The organism is Bartonella sp. DB5-6 (assembly GCF_000278115.1).
Taxonomy (GTDB): domain Bacteria; phylum Pseudomonadota; class Alphaproteobacteria; order Rhizobiales; family Rhizobiaceae; genus Bartonella; species Bartonella refiksaydamii.
On sequence record NZ_JH725118.1, the window covers coordinates 151,773 to 169,832 of the forward strand.

Annotated in this window: 14 protein-coding genes; 4 read left to right on the forward strand and 10 right to left on the reverse strand. The window is 37.4% G+C overall.

Annotation, left to right across the window (positions count from 1 at the left end):
• Nucleotides 1-620 precede the first annotated feature (620 nt).
• A complete protein-coding gene (ubiG, locus tag MCO_RS05505; RefSeq protein WP_007553147.1) occupies nt 621-1,364 on the forward strand; it encodes a bifunctional 2-polyprenyl-6-hydroxyphenol methylase/3-demethylubiquinol 3-O-methyltransferase UbiG in 744 nt (247 codons plus the stop codon).
• Between the two features lie 16 nt (nt 1,365-1,380).
• On the opposite strand, the gene grxC is transcribed toward ubiG, so the two are convergent.
• Together grxC and MCO_RS05515 are read right to left on the reverse strand one after the other, a co-directional pair.
• Entirely contained in the window at nt 1,381-1,635 is a 255-nt protein-coding gene (grxC, locus tag MCO_RS05510; protein ID WP_007553148.1) for a glutaredoxin 3, read from the reverse strand.
• A 48-nt stretch (nt 1,636-1,683) separates the two neighbouring features.
• Nucleotides 1,684-2,469: a ComF family protein gene (locus tag MCO_RS05515; RefSeq protein ID WP_007553149.1), complete on the reverse strand. Its 786-nt coding sequence runs from the start codon at nt 2,467-2,469 to the stop codon at nt 1,684-1,686.
• A 187-nt stretch (nt 2,470-2,656) separates the two neighbouring features.
• Here MCO_RS05515 and MCO_RS05520 point away from each other — a divergent pair, with 187 nt between their 5' ends.
• On the forward strand, nt 2,657-3,541 hold the full coding sequence (locus tag MCO_RS05520) for a methyltransferase domain-containing protein (RefSeq protein ID WP_007553150.1): 885 nt from the start codon (nt 2,657-2,659) through the stop codon (nt 3,539-3,541).
• 14 nt (nt 3,542-3,555) lie between these two features.
• Here MCO_RS05520 and MCO_RS05525 read toward each other — a convergent pair whose 3' ends face one another.
• The 3 genes from MCO_RS05525 to MCO_RS05535 all read right to left on the reverse strand — a co-directional run bounded on the left by MCO_RS05525 (nt 3,556) and on the right by MCO_RS05535 (nt 8,921).
• Nucleotides 3,556-4,911 carry an L-cystine transporter gene (locus MCO_RS05525; protein ID WP_007553151.1) on the reverse strand — a complete coding sequence of 452 codons (1,356 nt, stop codon included), beginning with the start codon at nt 4,909-4,911 and terminating at the stop codon, nt 3,556-3,558.
• Nucleotides 4,912-6,735: 1,824 nt separating this feature from the next.
• Complete coding sequence (locus MCO_RS05530) at nt 6,736-8,109, reverse strand: glutamate--cysteine ligase (protein ID WP_007553152.1); 1,374 nt, start codon at nt 8,107-8,109, stop codon at nt 6,736-6,738.
• Nucleotides 8,110-8,177: 68 nt separating this feature from the next.
• On the reverse strand, nt 8,178-8,921 hold the full coding sequence (locus MCO_RS05535) for a 16S rRNA (uracil(1498)-N(3))-methyltransferase (protein WP_007553154.1): 744 nt from the start codon (nt 8,919-8,921) through the stop codon (nt 8,178-8,180).
• A gap of 236 nt (nt 8,922-9,157) precedes the next feature.
• Here MCO_RS05535 and MCO_RS10855 point away from each other — a divergent pair, with 236 nt between their 5' ends.
• On the forward strand, nt 9,158-9,301 hold the full coding sequence (locus MCO_RS10855; protein WP_007553155.1) for a hypothetical protein: 144 nt from the start codon (nt 9,158-9,160) through the stop codon (nt 9,299-9,301).
• A 93-nt stretch (nt 9,302-9,394) separates the two neighbouring features.
• Here the strand turns inward: MCO_RS10855 and MCO_RS05540 are convergent, their stop codons facing one another.
• Nucleotides 9,395-11,275 (reverse strand): AsmA family protein, encoded by a 1,881-nt coding sequence (locus MCO_RS05540; RefSeq protein WP_007553156.1) that lies wholly within the window; start codon nt 11,273-11,275, stop codon nt 9,395-9,397.
• 321 nt (nt 11,276-11,596) lie between these two features.
• On the opposite strand from MCO_RS05540, the gene folD reads away from it, so the two are divergent.
• A complete protein-coding gene (gene folD / locus MCO_RS05545; RefSeq protein ID WP_007553157.1) occupies nt 11,597-12,496 on the forward strand; it encodes a bifunctional methylenetetrahydrofolate dehydrogenase/methenyltetrahydrofolate cyclohydrolase FolD in 900 nt (299 codons plus the stop codon).
• A 56-nt stretch (nt 12,497-12,552) separates the two neighbouring features.
• Here folD and edd read toward each other — a convergent pair whose 3' ends face one another.
• The 4 genes from edd to MCO_RS05565 all read right to left on the reverse strand — a co-directional run bounded on the left by edd (nt 12,553) and on the right by MCO_RS05565 (nt 18,057).
• Nucleotides 12,553-14,376: a phosphogluconate dehydratase gene (gene edd / locus MCO_RS05550; RefSeq protein ID WP_007553158.1), complete on the reverse strand. Its 1,824-nt coding sequence runs from the start codon at nt 14,374-14,376 to the stop codon at nt 12,553-12,555.
• A 54-nt stretch (nt 14,377-14,430) separates the two neighbouring features.
• The gene (gene pgl / locus MCO_RS05555) at nt 14,431-15,168 is read right to left on the reverse strand and encodes a 6-phosphogluconolactonase (RefSeq protein ID WP_007553159.1); all 738 of its coding nucleotides are present in this window, start codon (nt 15,166-15,168) and stop codon (nt 14,431-14,433) included.
• Between the two features lie 10 nt (nt 15,169-15,178).
• Complete coding sequence (zwf, locus tag MCO_RS05560) at nt 15,179-16,654, reverse strand: glucose-6-phosphate dehydrogenase (protein ID WP_007553160.1); 1,476 nt, start codon at nt 16,652-16,654, stop codon at nt 15,179-15,181.
• 119 nt (nt 16,655-16,773) lie between these two features.
• Complete coding sequence (locus MCO_RS05565) at nt 16,774-18,057, reverse strand: FAD-binding oxidoreductase (protein ID WP_007553162.1); 1,284 nt, start codon at nt 18,055-18,057, stop codon at nt 16,774-16,776.
• Nucleotides 18,058-18,060: the final 3 nt, after the last annotated feature.

Genomic DNA, 18,060 nt, shown 5'->3' on the forward strand with positions numbered 1-18,060 from the left:
ATATATGTACATGTTTTTTTAAGTTTCCCCTAAATACAACCCAATAGAAAATATTGTATACACCCCTTGCGCGTTCTTCAATTCTTTGGAATTATAAAAATACAGTGTTAAATGAACTAACAAAAACTGACAAAAGAATTTTGATATTAAATCTATGACATTATAACGATTTCAAACCATTGCCCTCCTTAATACTGTAATCTGGAAATGCTACCAATAGATATAGATTTTATATTCCCTAATTTTTAAAATTGTAGTTTTTGCATTTTATGTGTGATTAACAAGACAACCATTAAAACGAGATGTGATTCCTAAAAACACATGTAATTTATGTTATCGACAATTTTAAATAATTGAACTTTTAACAATGCGGTTTGTGTTGTGATAAAGTTGTATTATAAACTGTTATGATGATATTTGTTTGTATTTACTTTAATTGCTTATATGTATCATCATATTTGTAGTGTCATCTGCTTTTTATATTTCGTTCATGCATGGTAATTTTTATAAAAAATGGTCAATTAAATCACACATTAAAGTGTGAATTCTGAAAAGATTTAAACACTATAAATTCATATTAATATATTGACTTTATTGTGTTTTTATATTAATCGTACGTGATGATGAATGAAGCGCATACCACTATTGATCAAAGTGAAATTAATCACTTTTCGCGTATTGCTGATGAATGGTGGAACCCACAAGGAAAATTTCGACCGCTTCATCAATTCAATCCAACACGTCTTTCTTACATTAGAGAAAAAATCTGTTTAGAGTTTCATCGCGATCCTCTTTCACTTATGCCCTTCGAAAATTTGAAAATTCTTGATATTGGTTGTGGAGGCGGTTTGTTATGCGAACCCATAGTACGCCTTGGTGCTATGGTTATCGGAGCTGATGCTGCGCAAACGAATATTGAAGTCGCAAAAATCCACGCAGCCCAAAATAACCTTTCAATTGATTATCGTACTACTACTGCAGAAGCCTTAGCCAATGAAGGGGAGCAATTTGATATCATCCTCAACATGGAAGTTGTTGAACATGTGGCTGATGTTAACCTCTTCATAGCAGCCACAGCAAAAATGCTCAAACCACAAGGATTGATGTTTGTCTCAACACTCAACCGCACATGGAAGGCATGGGGACTGGCTATTGTAGGTGCTGAATATATTTTACGTTGGCTTCCAAAAGGAACTCACAATTATAAAAAGTTCCTAAAACCTCAGGAACTTAAACACCTCTTATCAGAAAATGCTCTGACTATCGTTGATGAGATCGGCATTACTTATAATCCATTAAAAGACCGCTGGAATCTTTCAAAAGATATGGACGTCAACTATCTGCTTCTTGCGAAAAAGTCTTAGGTGTAATCTGCAACTACTATACGTCTTGCAACAAAGAATCAAGCTTCCCTTTGTTTTCTAAAGCGTAAAGATCATCGCAACCGCCAACATGGTAATCACCTATAAAAATTTGTGGGAATGTATTGCGCCCATTTGCTCGCTGCACCATTTCTTGGCGAAGAGAGGTTGATGCATCAATATCTATGTATTTGACTCCTTTTTTATCAAGCAAATCACGTGCTTTCATACAGTAAGGACAGTTAGGACGTGTATAAAGTTTTATTTCTTTCATACTATTATTCTCCAATTTTTTCCAAATAGTGTCAACTTTAAAATTTCCTCAAAAATCAGGAAATATAGAAGCTTCTTTTAGTACACGCGAAAAAGTTAGCACATCAACCTGCCGTGCACCTGCACATTTTAATGCTGCAGCTGCGGCTGTAACTGTCGCACCTGTTGTGAAAACATCATCAATCAACAAAATAGAACGTCCTTTTAGATATTTTTTAATTTTACGTGGCACTTCAAAAGCATTTAGCATATTCAATTTTCGTTCCCTAGCAGATAAACTAACCTGCGGACGGGTATGCCGACAACGCACAAGCCAGCTGGGTTTAAAAATCTTTTTCCGCGCTACTGCAATATAACGAGCAAGCTCAGCAGATTGATTATAACGCCTTTTAAAAAAGCGACGAAAATGCAAAGGAATGGAAATAATAACATCACAATCATCAATAATTTCGCGCCCAGCAAAAAGCATCCAATTAGCCATAAAAGATGCCAGTTCTATATGATCACCATATTTCAATCGCGTTACCAAAACTTGCGCCACCCCTTTATGAACAATAGCCGAACGAACACGCGAAAAAGGAAGAGAATTTTGAAGAGCTTCACCACTGAGAAAACCATCCCCCATATCACAAACAAAAGGTATTCCCATAACAGGACAATAAGGTTTTGTGATAAATTGGAGACCTTTCCAACACTCGGAGCAAATCGTGCCATAAGCAGAAACTCTTTGCTTACATCCAGGGCAAATGGGCGGATATAAAACCGTAAGTAAGTGCTCAATGAACTTACTCAATATATTCCCGCTATTTAAAGCCATTCCTTGAAAGCATAACATCACTAAATTCTGCTTTTATAGCTTCCCTGCTCAAAAAAAATCTTTTGTATTTTCTAATTGTAATTCCTTTAAAAACTCTTACTCTTTATAAATTTCTTTTCTTTCACATCATAAACTGCACAAAGCTTGCCCAAAAATGAACCTTCTCAAAATATAACTATATTACAGATCGAAAGACTTTAATGATATGTCACATCCTTTAATTTTTGATTATGACCGTATTGAACAATACCGTAAACGTGCTTTCCAAAAAGCAAAAAAGGGATACGATTTTTTACTGTCTTATGTATCTGAGGATCTCTATAAACGTCTCAGTACTGTTGATCGTCGCTTTAAATTAGCTCTAGATCTACACAGTCATACAGATCTTGCCGCGCAAATTTTAATGAAGTCTGGAAAAGTCCATTCCGTAGAACGCGTTGAAACCGACATACTTTATCAAAGCCATGATAAAAAATTTCATTTACGTCATCGAGAAATTCTTGATTTTCCTAAAAATTATTGTGACCTTATCGTTTCACTTCTTTCATTACAATTAACCAATGATACCCCTGGTGTTCTAAGTCAGATAAAAAATATCCTTAAACCAGATGGCTTATTTCTAGCAGTTATGGCTGGAGCTGGTACACTAGTAGAATTACGTGAATGCCTCCTACAAACTGAAATTGAAATCTATGGCGGAGCAAGCCCTAGAATCTATCCTTTTGCTGACATTCGTGATGTAGGTGCTCTTTTACAGCGTATTGGTTTTGCTTTACCTGTAGCAGATATTGAAGATATCACTATACGCTACAATACAATGTTTGATCTTATGCATGACCTTAAAGCTATGGGAATGCAAAATGCGCTCATCAATCGCTCACGACGTCCTGTATCCAAGCGTTTTTTTCTCCGCGCGGCTGAAATCTATGCACAACAATTTAGCGATCCTGATGGCCGCATTCGCGCATGTTTTTCTTTCATCTGGCTCTCTGGTTGGGCTCCTCACCCAAATCAGCAAAAACCTCTACAGCCAGGTTCTGCGCAAACATCCCTTGCAGATGTTTTAGTAAAACAACCGAGAAAACTATAGACTCAACATAAAAACTATTTTTCAAAGATGCTTTTATCCGTTGTTCGTAACATCTGGCTGGTTATAGTTCCAGCCAACATTGAATCACTTACATTTAGAGCTGTACGCCCCATATCAATTAAGGGTTCGATAGACATAAGTACAGCAACCAAAGAAACAGGAAGCCCCATAATTGGCAAAACGATCAATGCAGCGAAAATAGCACCACCACCAACACCAGCAACACCAATAGAACTTAACGTTACAACACCAACAAGGGTAGCAATCCAAGTAGGATCTAGGGGATTAATTCCCACCGATGGTGCTATCATAGTCGCAAGCATTGCTGGATAAAGACCTGCACAACCATTTTGTCCAATTGTTGCTCCAAAAGAGGCTGCAAAACTCGCAATTGACTGTGGTACACCAATCCATTGTGTTTGAGCCTCAATATTCAAGGGAATACTTGCAGCACTTGAACGACTGCTAAAAGCAAATGTTAAAACCGGCAAAACCTTTTTAAAAAAACGGAATGGATTAATTCCTGATACACCGAGCAACACACCATGAATTGCAAACATAAGGATAATACCAACATAGGAAGCAATAATAAAAACCAATAAATCTAAAATATCTGTAACATGCGAGGTTGCTCCTACCTTCGTCATAAGTGCATAAATACCATAAGGAGTCAAAGCAATCACAATACGGACTAACCGCATAGTCCAAGATTGTGCTACTTGAATAAATAAAAGCGCTTTTTCCCCTTTTTCTGCATCATCTTTCTTTAAAAGAAGAACTGCTGCTCCTAAAAAGGATGCAAAAATAACAACACTGATAATTGATGTACGCTTGGCTCCAGTTAACTCAGCAAATGGATTTTTAGGAATCAAGGATAAAATCATTTTTGGTACACTCATATCTCCAAGTTGAGAAATACGATCCTCGAGAGCAACAGAAACATTTTGCCCTTCATGTACCAAACCATGCGCCGTTAATTCAAAAACATTAACGACCAAAACACCAACCAACGCTGAAAGGGCAGTTGTAAAGAGCAATATTGAAATTGTCATTATACTCATTTTACCAACAGCATAAATAGAATGCAAATGAGCAACCGCTGAGACTATAGAAACAAAAACCAATGGCATAACAATCATTTGTAGTAACAAGATATAGCCATCTCCAACAATGTTAAACCATTCAACAGATTTCAACAAAGTAGCTTCACCTTCTCCATAAATAACCTGCAAAACACTTCCAAAAATTAAGCCAAGGATAAGCCCCAGCATAACACGTAATGAGAGGCTCCATTCCATCCTCTTACTTTGAACAAGCCATAACAAAAAAATAACAAATAGAAATAAGTTGATGAAAAAATTAAATGTCATTGTTTATACCCACTATTGTTATGCTTGGTATTGAATGAGATGATGCGTAATATCTAGAGATAACATATAAACCTTATGAGTTTTTTACAAAATCATTATTTTTTTAATTTATCGGTTAGAAGAGAATTTTTTATCTACTAATAACCGTTTAAAGGAGATAAAAAAATCGAATGAAATTATTCTCCTAATTATTGATAATTTTTTAACAGGATAAAATATGGACAACGTTTATTGCATCTTAAAACTAAGAGAAAGATTTCTATATATTTTATCATGTGAATAGCGTTATCATTCTTCCTGCTATGTAAAATGATAAGCTCCTTAGTAACAATAGATAAGCTTCCAGACAACTCCATAGCTTATGTCTCTTACCACAAAGATATCAAGCCATCCTTGCCAATTTTATTATCGACAGTTTCAGCAATTTTCATTGCCATCTGTTGTGAATTATCTGCAGTCATAAAATGTTCTTTCTAAATACAAACGCGAAGATTTTTAAATTTATAACGTTATGTTGATATGCAATAGGATACCTACAATACATATCATATAATCGTGTAGATCAATTAAGTGTCATCAACCATAGTAATATTTGCATTAAAAATTCTACTGTTTATTAAAACAAAAAGCTAAATTTTCTATAATGCATAATGTAATATTTATATCTTTACATTCCGTATTAATATTATTTGAATTGACTAAGATAAATATTTTAAATCATTACAATAAGCTTTATCAAACGTACTAAATAAAAACTACAGAAGTTTAGAATACCGCGAAAAAGTGAAAATAGTAAAAAAAATATATAAAAGTTTTCAAGAAAATTATAAAGTCCGTCATACTTATAGAATATGATAAAGGGCGATTTTCGAGATATTTAATAGAGTTGATAACTAATCCAGCATTTGGTATTCTAAAGCATTATCACATAATCTTTGTTTTTTGTGAACGCTTTACTGATTTGTTGCAAAGAAGATAAAGAACTATCAACTCTACTGTCTAACAACTAAAAAAACGAAACTTAAGGCTTTTCAAGATAATGCAATCCAATACGATGTTAACTGGAATAATTTAGAAGGAATTTTCTTTTTAGCAAAACTTGAAAGAAACTTTTATGATTCGATATTTGAGTACACAAAAAATTCTAAATTCCTAACCTGACATTAACCAAGAAGAGCAAATTATGAATACAGAGAGAATGATAACACACAGTTCTATAACTCGTTTTAAAAATACAGCTGTTGTTTGCGCTCTTTCTACACAGATATACCGCATCATGACACAAAAAGAAAGACAATATCACCAGTAAGATGTGATACAAAAAACGCTATAAAACAAATACAAACAATGAGTAACAGAATAAACATTAATGTTGAAAACGTATTTAAAAAAAATGCTCTATTAGCATAGTTTATTGATTTGTAATGGTAATTTATCGTTTTGTCACTTGAATGAGTATACTGAGTACAGTAAGTACAGTAAGATTCTCTCATTCCAGACTCGTTTTAAAGTGAATCAAAAAAAATCGCTTATTTGCACATCACACGCGAGATGAATGTGTGGATAAAAAATGTTTTAGAAAGGGCTAAATAAGTCATTTTAATGCAAAAGAAAATACAATTTTAGATTAACGAAGTATCACTATAGTTCTGATCTGTTACTGGTATAAGTCAAGAAGACAATGCCCACTAAATCTCCCATTCTATCCTTCGTGAATAACACAAGGGGATGCAATGTTTCTTTTAAAAGAAAGTCCGTGAATGCACAACAACAATAATACACACTTCTCTAAATGCGTAAAATATTTTTCTCTCTTCCTCAAATTTAATAGGCACATTCTAAAAATAGAGGTTCCACAGTCCCATCCCAAATAGAATGATAAAGGGACAAAAATTTATCGGCATCTGTTTGACCCATTGCGATCACCTCTTCTAGGGAATCTAGAAAATTTGTCTCATCAAAACCATCAGCATCATATTGCCAGCGATTTTTTAAGCCCTTGCGTGAAATAGCAACAGCCTCACGAGCTATTTCTAAAATTATGGTTTGACGAAAAGGTGTTCTCAATCCTTCTTTAGGAACACGTTTGCGCATATCTAAAACTTCTTCAAAACACCAATCTTTTGTCAAAGCTTCTGCTTCATTAAGCGCTTCACTATCATAAAGAAGCCCAACCCAAAAAGCCGACAACGCACATATACGCTTCCAAGAACCGCAATCAGCACCTCTCATTTCCAAAAATCGTTTTAAGCGCACTTCGGGAAACAAAGTGGATAGATGATTAATCCAATCTCCCATATTAGGCATTGAATTTGCAATCTTGTCTCTTAATGCTCCATTCATAAACTGACGAAAAGTTATATGTGTACAATCATAATAACGACCGTCGCGCACAACGAAATACATTGGTACATCAAGTGCCCAGTCAACGTAATCGGCAAAACCAAAACTCTCAGAAAATACAAAGGGAAGAACTCCAGATCTCTGATTATCCGTGTCACACCAAATTTCAGAGCGCCAAGATAAAAAGCCATTCGGACTGCCTTCTGTAAAAGGTGAACTGGCAAATAATGCTGTTGCAATGGATTGTAACTTCATTGATACTTGCATTTTTCGCCGCATATCAGTTTCAGATGAAAAATCAAGATTAACTTGAACGGTCGATGTGCGATACATCATATCAAGACCACTGTGACCAACTTTTGGCATATAATCGGCCATAATCTGATAACGTGACTTAGGCATGCGGGGAGTTTCCGCCAAAGTCCACTTCGGACTAGCACCCATCCCGAGAAAACTAATCCCCAATGGTCCTGAAATCTTCTTGAGAAGTGCTAAATGTTCCATCACCTCATAATAAGTATGACAAATCGTTTTCAACGGTGCACCAGATAATTCAAATTGTCCTCCAGGCTCTAAAGAAATAGCACCTTGATCAACTGATCCAACAAGGCCAATAATATTTCCTTCATCTAGAATAGGCTTCCATCCTAAAGCTTTTTGCATTCCCTCTAGAAGTGCGCGAATTCCTCTTGTCCCTTCATAGGGGACAGGACGAAAACCATCTCTATAGAACGGAAATTTTTCATGTTCTGTACCTATACGCCAATCATTTTTTTTCTTACACCCCCCTTGGAAATAACTAACCAAGGAATCTAAGTTATAAATTTCACTTTCATCAGCTATATCAAGCGCCATAACTTATCGTATCCTGTCATCAGTTCTATCATTTTTAACGAATTGTTTAGAATAATTTTACGAACTTCTCAATTAATTGACCAATCCCCCACGGTAACATTAAGAAGGGCAAAAGCAGCAACAGCTGCAGTATCGGCGCGTAAAATACGCGGACCCAAAGATATCGGAATTACAAAAGGATGTTTTTTTAAAAAATTCCGTTCTTCTTTACTAAACCCACCTTCTGGTCCGATAAGAACACCAGATGTTGTAATTTTATAATTTTTTAAAAGATGTAATGGATTATGCGGTATTTGCACTTCATCACAAAAGAACAAAGGTTGTGTCTCATCCCAATGTGCTAAAAGTTCTGTCAACGAAACAGCTGGTACGCATTCAGGCAAAGATAAAATGCCACACTGTTCAGAAGCTTCAATAACATTAGCCTCCATACGCGCCATATTGATACGCGTAACCTGTGCGTGTTGCGTTATAACAGGCTGCAAAACCGATACCCCCATTTCAACAGCTTTCTGCACCATATAATCCAAACGCGCATTTTTAAGTGGAGCAAAGCAGTAAATGAGATTCGAATGCGTCGTTTGCAATCTTTCTTGATGGATAAGCTGAACTACAACAAATTTTTTCTTAATAGTGATGAGTCTAGCAAGCCACTCACCATCCTGTCCATTAAAAAGTAAAATTTCGGCTCCTTCTTGCATCCGCAAAACACGTATAAGGTAAGAAGCTTGCGCCCCTTCTATCTTTATTTCTTTATCTAAAGCAAGAGGTTGCCGGATAAATAATCTTTTAAGTTTATAATTTATGCGCATAAAAAGTCGTATCGAAGCTAACTGTAATTATCGAAAAAATAGAGAAAAACATATAACAAAAAGAAAAAAATATATCTATAGAACTATAATAGAGAAAGAATTATAGAGTTTTTTTAGCTTTATGAGATAATAGTGGAACAAATAGGTCACTAAGTGATTCTTCTTTCACACGATTTCATAAAAACACACTATTCACCATCGCAATCAATCATTGATCGCATAATTTGAGGAAAAATATGTCTGCTAAAAAAGCCACAGTTATTACTATTGCTACCCTCTTAACTTTTATTCTGATCACTATCGGAATTGGTTCCGTTGGAGCGGATGGGAAACATACAATCGCCAAAGATGGCTATGGTATTTCTGCGGAAATTCAATAAACACCGGTTAGCTTATCCCTAAGATTTTACGACAACATGATATTTTTTAGTAATTTTCTAAAATCCCCACCAATGCTAAATGAAAAACGGTTATCAATCTGCATTAATATCTTTTTTGACAAAAAAAATTCCGTGCCCCTGTTCTGTAGAGCTAAGAGAAAAGTTAAAAGGCCGCACAAGGCTATTAGCGAGGCATTGGATATCTCTGCATACAGTTTCTGAGCTATGACTTTTTCGTAATTGTGCCTGTAATGTAAACTCGTTTTGCTGGTCTTTCATGACAGTAGATGCAATTATTCCCCAAAGGGATAGATTCCAATCCGCCGTACGCATTAATGATTCTGTTATCTTGATCGTACCATCTGAAAAGCTTGTTTGAATATCCCAGAGATCAAAAGCTGTTGAAAGGGCGTCGTGACCCTTTAAGACAAATTGTTCACTTTTTGAAAGCTTTGACTGTAATTCATTCAAATCATATCCTAATAGTCGACCAGAAGACATACTCAGTGCCAATTCTCCTTTTATTTTCGTAAAAACTTCTGACCAAGAACTAGCGAGCGTTTGTACCGTCATGGTAAAGCTCGCTTTGCTTTGTGCAAATGGGATAATTCCCAGAACCTCTAAAACCTCCTGTATATCAACGGAGGTCCCTGAGGCACGTCCCTCAATACGTACTTTCTGACCAGCTGTTGCAATTTCAATATTGCTTTGGAGTGATCCACCAAAAACATTTGCATGTCCAAGATCAAAAATGCCATGCCCATTTCTTATTTGTATCGCAGCCGCTAAATTCGTGAGCGCAATATTACCTATTTTTGCTTGTGGTGATGAAAGCCGAACATCCACCCCAATACGATCAAAAATTGCCATATCACAGGATGGCTTCTTCCCTTTAACTGAAAAAAATACTGATCCCAATAGGTTAAAATCTAGATTATCAAATGCTAAAGATCCTATTATAATCGGTACATAATCCTGATAATCAAGTTCTAAAGCTCCACGTGCATTTGCTGTACCTATTGTAAATGTAACATTATTCATTTGAATATGCATTGGCTGCGCTAAAAAACGAGACTCCCATACAATAGGAGTTTTTAATTTATATCCCCAAAACTGGTTACCTCCAATCCAAGTCAATGTCTGATTCCACCCCGGAGAGCGCATCGATACCTTTCCGTCAAAAATATAGTATTCGGATAATCGTGCCTGCCCTACAAAAGTTATACCACCACGCACAGAATTAAGACTTGCCTTGATTTGGCTTTTACCTCCTGCTAAAAGCAGCAACGCTTGATCGGCATCAATTGATAATTTTGTCAACTCTCCACGCCAACGAGCATCTGCACGAATCCGCACTTCTTGGGTCGTTTCTGGCCAATCTAACGTTGCATTTAATCCCGTTATTTTTTCCGGCATACCGGAAATACTATCATGATACACAAGTACACCATTTTCGATCACAACCTGTCCGAAGGGTTGCTTCAAAAGGCGCTCTATATCCGGCTGATCAGGGTTATGTTTAATTATTTCACGAGCATTGCGTATTGCTAATCCTAATACACCCTGTGACCGTGAAAAACTATCAAAAAGATCTGCTACTGTTTTAACGGGCTTTTCCATAACAAATTGCGGATGCACAATTCGCGTCTCTGAAAAAGAAACATGACCCAAAAGAAGATCCATCAAAGAAAGATCAACTTCGATTGATTCAGCTTCCATTAACGGTACAGCATTATTCATTTTTGATGTAAAAGTAACACCGGAAAGATATGCTTTAGGGTAAGGAAAAAGATTTAACCGCGGTGGATCACGCAATTGCACATTATAGCCCGTCCATGTACTCAAATCCTGTGCTAAACGAATACGTATTGTATCTGTAGATACAAGATAAGGTAAAATGAGAATACCAACTCCAAACAAAAAAATAATTGTAATGAAAATTCCGCTCAAAAATTTTATTATTCTGGCGCGCACAATATTCCTCTAAACGTTTACCTCTATAACAGATTAAAAGAAAACCTAAATAACTGTTAAAAAGTTTCTTATAACCCTCAAATCCGTCAGATCTTATTTGAGAACTTCATTATTTTTGTTCTTATCCAAAGTTTATTGAAACAGCAATGTTGCTGCTTCTTTACAAAGCAATTATTTTAAAGGTTTGCAAAAATTATAAAATACACAAAACTATCGAACCATTCTTATTGTTCTCATAGGAATATTGCTAATAAAACTCTATTGTATTGTCAAAAAATGCTTTACAAAAAAATAAACAGCCTTACCGAAAGGATCTCCCTTATGAATAATATTATCGACGGAAAAAAACTCGCTGAAGAGATTATTACGAAAGTTAAGGCTGAAACGACAAAACTCCGCAATAACTATAATATACAGCCTGGTATCGCCGTTATCATTGTTGGAGAAGACCCCGCAAGTCAAATATATGTCACATCAAAGAGCAGAAAAGCCGAAGAATGTGGTTTTTTGTCAGTAAAACATATGATTTTCAAAGAAACACAAGAACAAAAACTTCTTAAACTCATTGCAACCTTAAACTCTGACCCTAAAATTCATGGTATTTTGGTGCAACTTCCCTTGCCCCCTCATATTAATACAAACCGCATAACACAAGCCATTGCTTTCCAAAAAGATGTTGATGGCTTTCATTATATCAATGTAGGAAAACTCGCAGCCAACGCATTTGAAGACGCTATCATTCCCTGCACACCAGCTGGTGCCATGATGATGATTGAACAACAATGCGGACGAGATTTATCTGGTCTTGATGCCGTTGTTGTTGGACGCTCTAATATTGTCGGAAAACCTATGGCCACTCTCTTAACAGCAGCAAATGCTACTGTGACGATTGCCCACAGTCGTACACGTGATCTCGATGACGTATGTCGTAGCGCTGACATTTTAGTAGCAGCTGTAGGTCGTCCGCAAATGATTAAAAAAGACTGGGTTAAAAATGGTGCCATTGTTATTGATGTTGGCATTAACCGCATCGCAGCACCAGAAAAGGGTGTGGAAAAAACACGTCTTGTCGGTGATGTTGATTTTGAAGAAATAAAAGGAAAAGCCGCCGCAATCACTCCTGTTCCAGGAGGAGTTGGTCCTATGACAATTGCCATGCTCATGGTTAATACGCTCAAAGCAGCTATTCAAGCCAATAACCTGCCCATGCCAAAATTCTAAGCAGTTTTCCGCATGTTCATTACATGCATATTACTTTAGTTTTTTTCGCATTTTACTCATACTATCAAAACAGATGCTCCTTGATCTGCACGATTAACAGATTGACGAAAAACACGAAAAAGCTCACGTCCAACGCCATACTCATTTTTTGAAAGATCAGGAGGCATGATTGTTCGCGCATTAAATTTTACTCCATCTTCTAAAATAGCTAATTTACCCACATGAGCATCAAGACAAACGATATCACCATCTTGCAAACGTGCAATGGGGCCTCTCTCCAAAGCTTCTGGTGTTACGTGGATTGCGGCAGGAATTTTTCCTGATGCACCTGACATGCGCCCATCCGTTACCAACGCCACTTTTTGTCCCCTATCTTGTAAAACACCTAAAATTGTCGTTAATTTATGAAGTTCCGGCATGCCATTCGCTTTCGGCCCTTGATAACGAATAACAGCAATAAAATCTTTATCATTCAACGCCCCAGATTTAAAAGCCTTTTGCAATTCCTCTTGATCATTAAAGACAAGAACTGGAGCTTCAATCCGCCAATGCTCAGACTTAACAGATGAAACTTTCATAATAGCTGTACCCAAGTCTCCCGATAAAACACGAATACCACCATCAGGCTGAAACGGCTTTCTCCACCCTACCAATATCTCATGATTAGCGCTTTCATTGAGAGCAGGTTCACGCACCACACTACCATCAGCGTAAAGCTTTACTTCAATTGCATAAGCATTGAGACCTTTACCAAAAACTGTACAAACATCTTCATGTACTAAACCCGCCTCAATGAGCTCGCGAATAACAAATCCCATACCACCAGCTGCATGAAAATGATTTATATCAGCAAAACCGTTAGGATAAATCCGTGCCAAAAGAGGAACAACTGACGAAATTTCTGCAATATCATGCCATGTCAATCGAATACCACAAGCAGCTGCCATAGCAATCAAATGAATCGCATGATTGGTAGATCCTCCTGTTGCATTTAATCCTACAATAGCATTCACGAAAGAACGCTCATCAACTATCGTACCAAGTGGTTTATAATCATCGCCAAGTGCTGTCATTTCAAGTACACGATTAGTCGCTTCCTTTGTTAAAGCATCACGTAACGGTGTATTCGCATTGATGAAAGAACTTCCCGGCATATGTAACCCCATCATCTCCAATATTACCTGATTTGAGTTAGCAGTCCCATAAAATGTACATGTTCCTGGCTCATGATAAGAACGTGCTTCTGATTCTAGCAATGTTTGGCGATCTATTTTATTTTCCGCGTAAAGTTGGCGTATCCTCGCTTTTTCATTGTTACCTTGACCACTTGTCATAGGACCAGCAGGAACAAAAATTCCTGGTAAGTGACCAAATGTTAACGCCCCAATCACTAAACCAGGTATGATTTTATCACAAACTCCAAGATACAATGCAGCATCAAACATATCGTGTGATAAGCCTATAGCCGTCGCCATTGCAATCACTTCACGCGAAAAAAGTGAGAGCTCCATCCCTGCATTCCCTTGTGTTATACCATCGCACATAGCAGGAACACCACCCGCCACTTGTGCTACACCACCAGCCACACGGGCTGCCTCTTTAATTAAGCGAGGAAAAGTCTCAAAAGGTTGATGTGCTGAAAGCATATCATTATATGCGGTAATAATGCCAATATTCCCAGCAGTATTAAACTTTAAACGTTCTTTATCTATTGGACAACAAGCTGCAAAACCATGGGCCTGATTGGCACATCCCAAAAAACTTCGCTTAGGATGATTTGCCTGTGCTGTAACAATACGATCTAAATAAATTTCTCTCGTTGGTAGAGAGCGTTCATAAATTCTCCGTGTAATCTTAGCAACTGTTTTGGAAAGTGCCATGTTTGTCCCCCATTCCATCATCAAAGATGAGATTGCGTGTCATCTGTATTCGTATCATATTTTCACTTCACTTATTTCATTTTCTTCCGGTGACCAATAAACCTGAACAAGATGATTGGCATTACGTAAAACAGCGCGAACAGGCATTTCCATTTCAGACCCATCCTGACAAACCTCTTCAAAACAATCACGTTTCTGAAACCCTTCAAAATGGAGAATAATGCAACGAGATTGCATTATGACTGGCAAAGTCAGCGTAAGCCTTGGCTCAAGAGCGCTTTTTGCATGAAGTGGTAAAACAAGTGCCCGCGTCCGAAGATCAAGCGCTTCCTTCAAACGATCAGCATCAGGAAAAAAGGAAGCAGTATGTCCATCAATACCCATGCCTAAAACAATAACATCAAAGGGTTTAGGCAAAGTATTAATACGACTAGCTGCCGAAAAAGCCGCAAGCTCAGCAGTAATTGCCTTCTGATAAAGTCCTACAAAATGTGCTTTAGCCGCAAAATTTTGTAACAAATGACGCCGTACCATATGTTCATTTGAACGCTCAAGATGAGCAGATACAAAGCGCTCATCAACTAAAGTAATGATAATATTTTGCCAATCAATATCTGCTTTTGACAAATAATGGAAAAATAATTCTGGTGTTTTACCACCAGAGACTGCTAGAATTGCGCGCTTACGCTCAAGAACTGCTACACTAAGCTCTGCTGCAACGCGATCAGCCAATGCCAAAGCGAGAGTGGTAGGTGTTTCAAAATTTAAACGGTCAATATTCATTCCATGCATACTTATTTCTCTAAACTAAATTGTTCCATATACGTCCATCACGTTCCATCAAAAGTGTTGAAGCAAACGGACCCCATGAACCAGCTCTATATCCATAAACAGGCTGCTTTATTGTTTGCCATCCCTCAAGAATAGGATCAATCCAACGCCACGCGGCTTCAACTTCATCACGACGCATAAACAGTGTTTGATCTCCACGAATGACATCCATCAATAAGCGTTCATAAGCATCAGGATTACGTTCAGAAAACGCAGACGCAAAACTCATGTCCAACGGAATATGACAAAATCGCATACCTCCAGGACCTGGCTCCTTAATCATCAACCATTGTTTTACACCCTCATCAGGTTGGAGACGGATAACGAGTCTATTAGAAAAAATTTCATCTGAATCCGTATCAAAAATATTATGAGGGATGGATTTGAAAACGATAACAATTTCAGACATACGCGCAGCCATACGCTTACCAGTTCGTAAATAAAAAGGTGTATCCGCCCAACGCCAATTATTAATCTTAACCTTAAGCGCCACAAATGTTTCACTCTTACTGTTTTTTTTCCCCAAATCATCAAGATAAGATCCTACAGAGATACCGTTCAATACACCAGCGAGATACTGCCCTCGCACAGTATGTTGCTCTACATTATGAACACCAAGAGGTGTTAAAGAATGCAAAACTTTCAGTTTTTCATTACGCACGGCATTTGCTTTATTAGTACATGGAATTTCCATAGCAACCAAACAGAGCAATTGTAGCATATGATTCTGTACCATGTCGCGTAGAGCACCCGTACTCTCATAATATTCTGTACGCCCCTCTAATCCTAAAGACTCAGCAACCGTTATCTGAACGTGATCAATGTAATTAGAATTCCACAACGGCTCATAAAGCGTATTAACAAATCGCAATGCCATCAAATTTTGAACCGTTTCCTTGCCAAGATAATGATCAATGCGAAAAATTTGATCTTCATCAAATATTCTTGCAAATATATCATTGAGTTCAACGGCTGTTTTTACATCGCGGCCAATGGGTTTTTCAATAATAATCCGTGTTTGTTGCGTCACCAAACCATTTTGTCCTAATCTCATCGCAATATCATAAAAAAGTGACGAACTAACCGCTAAATAAAAAGCTCGAATATCAGCTGGATTTTTTGACAGCAGTAGAGCTAAATCCTCCCACCCTCGATTTGATGTGATATCAATAGAAACATAGGTTAAACGTGCAAGAAAACGATTAAGTTGAATTTGGTTGAGATCTTTTGGAGAAATATGTTTCTCCAAAGAAGCACGAACAAAATTTTGATATTCTCCATTACTCAACGTAGAGCGTGCAACCACAATGATACGCATTGGCTCGTTAAATTTCCCAACACACTGACAATGATAGAGAGCAGGTAAAAGTTTGCGTGCTGCCAAATCACCATTGCCACCAAAAATAACACAATCAAAGGGAGAGACTGGAATAATTTTACTTACCATGAACCTGTCTCTCTTCCTCTTCAATTACAAAAGCTTAAACAATTTATAGAAGCTTCAATCATTAAAGCAGATAGATACTAAATAAGCCATTAATTTTCTTCATTGAAAACGGTATCCAGTTAAAAATGATCCATTAAGGAAAACCAATGCATTGCCAAAAATACAAGCGGATAACGCAGGACTCTACCACCTGGAAAAGATGAAATCTTTAAGTCTTGAAAACACGCAAAACGCTCACGCTTCCCAGTCAACCATTCAGCATATAATTTCCCCATAAAAGGAGCAAGCATAACTCCATGACCAGAATAACCACCACAATAAGTTATTCCTGTGAAAAGTTGGCGAACATAAGGCATACGCTCAACAGTAATAGCAACTGTCGCTCCCCAGCGATGAGTCAAATTTATAGAGTGTAGATGAGGATAAATTTCGGCAATCTGCCGTCGTATACGTTCATCTAAATTTGTAGGATGCTGATTATCATAACTTTCTACACCGCCAAATAATAAGCGATTATCAATGCTTTTGCGAAAATAGCGAACCATAAAACGAGAATCATCTACCGATTCGCCTCCTCGAAGAATCGGACTATCTTTTGATAACGGTTCCGTTGCTCCAATGTAAGAGCGGATAGAAACAATATTTTTCTCAACAAAATGCTGAAGTCCAAGCTTATAGGCATTGGTTGCCAATAAAATTTTCTCAGCCATTATATTTCCTCGTTCTGTTACCACCCTCCAATGGGCATTATTACGCTCCATCCCCGTTACTTGTGTCTTCTCATAAAGACTAGCACCAACACTTTTTGCTTTTTTTGCCAACCAAATAACCAGCTTTAAAGGATTTATATGGCCAGTGTCTGCATCATGAATACCACCATAATAAAAAGACGAGCCTAGCCGCTTGGCCGTTTCATTCCTGTCCATAAAAGTAATACCATGATAGCCATAACGCTGCATTGTCTCAACATGCCGTTGATAAGATACAACCTCACATTTTTTATGAATTACGGAAAGCTGTCCTGCCATAAAATCGCACTGACAATCAGGCATAGTACACCAAGATACAATATCCCTTTTGGCTTCTTCAGCTAAATCAAACAGCGCTTTACTTCGCTCAAAACCATACTTTTTTTCTAGTGTTTCCACCCATTGTCGTTGACCCGTTCCCAATTGCCCACCATTGCGCCCTGAAGCACCATCACCAAACCGTGAAGCCTCCAACAAAACAACACTCACTCCAGTTTTTGCTAAATGATAAGCAGCTGAAAGCCCCGTAAATCCACCTCCAATAATAACCACATCACACTGTATCTGTCCGTCAAAAGACGGGTAAGAGGGGCGTTCTTCTAAAGCATCCTCATACCAAGAAACTCCTGGAGAAATTGGATTATATTCAATCATCGT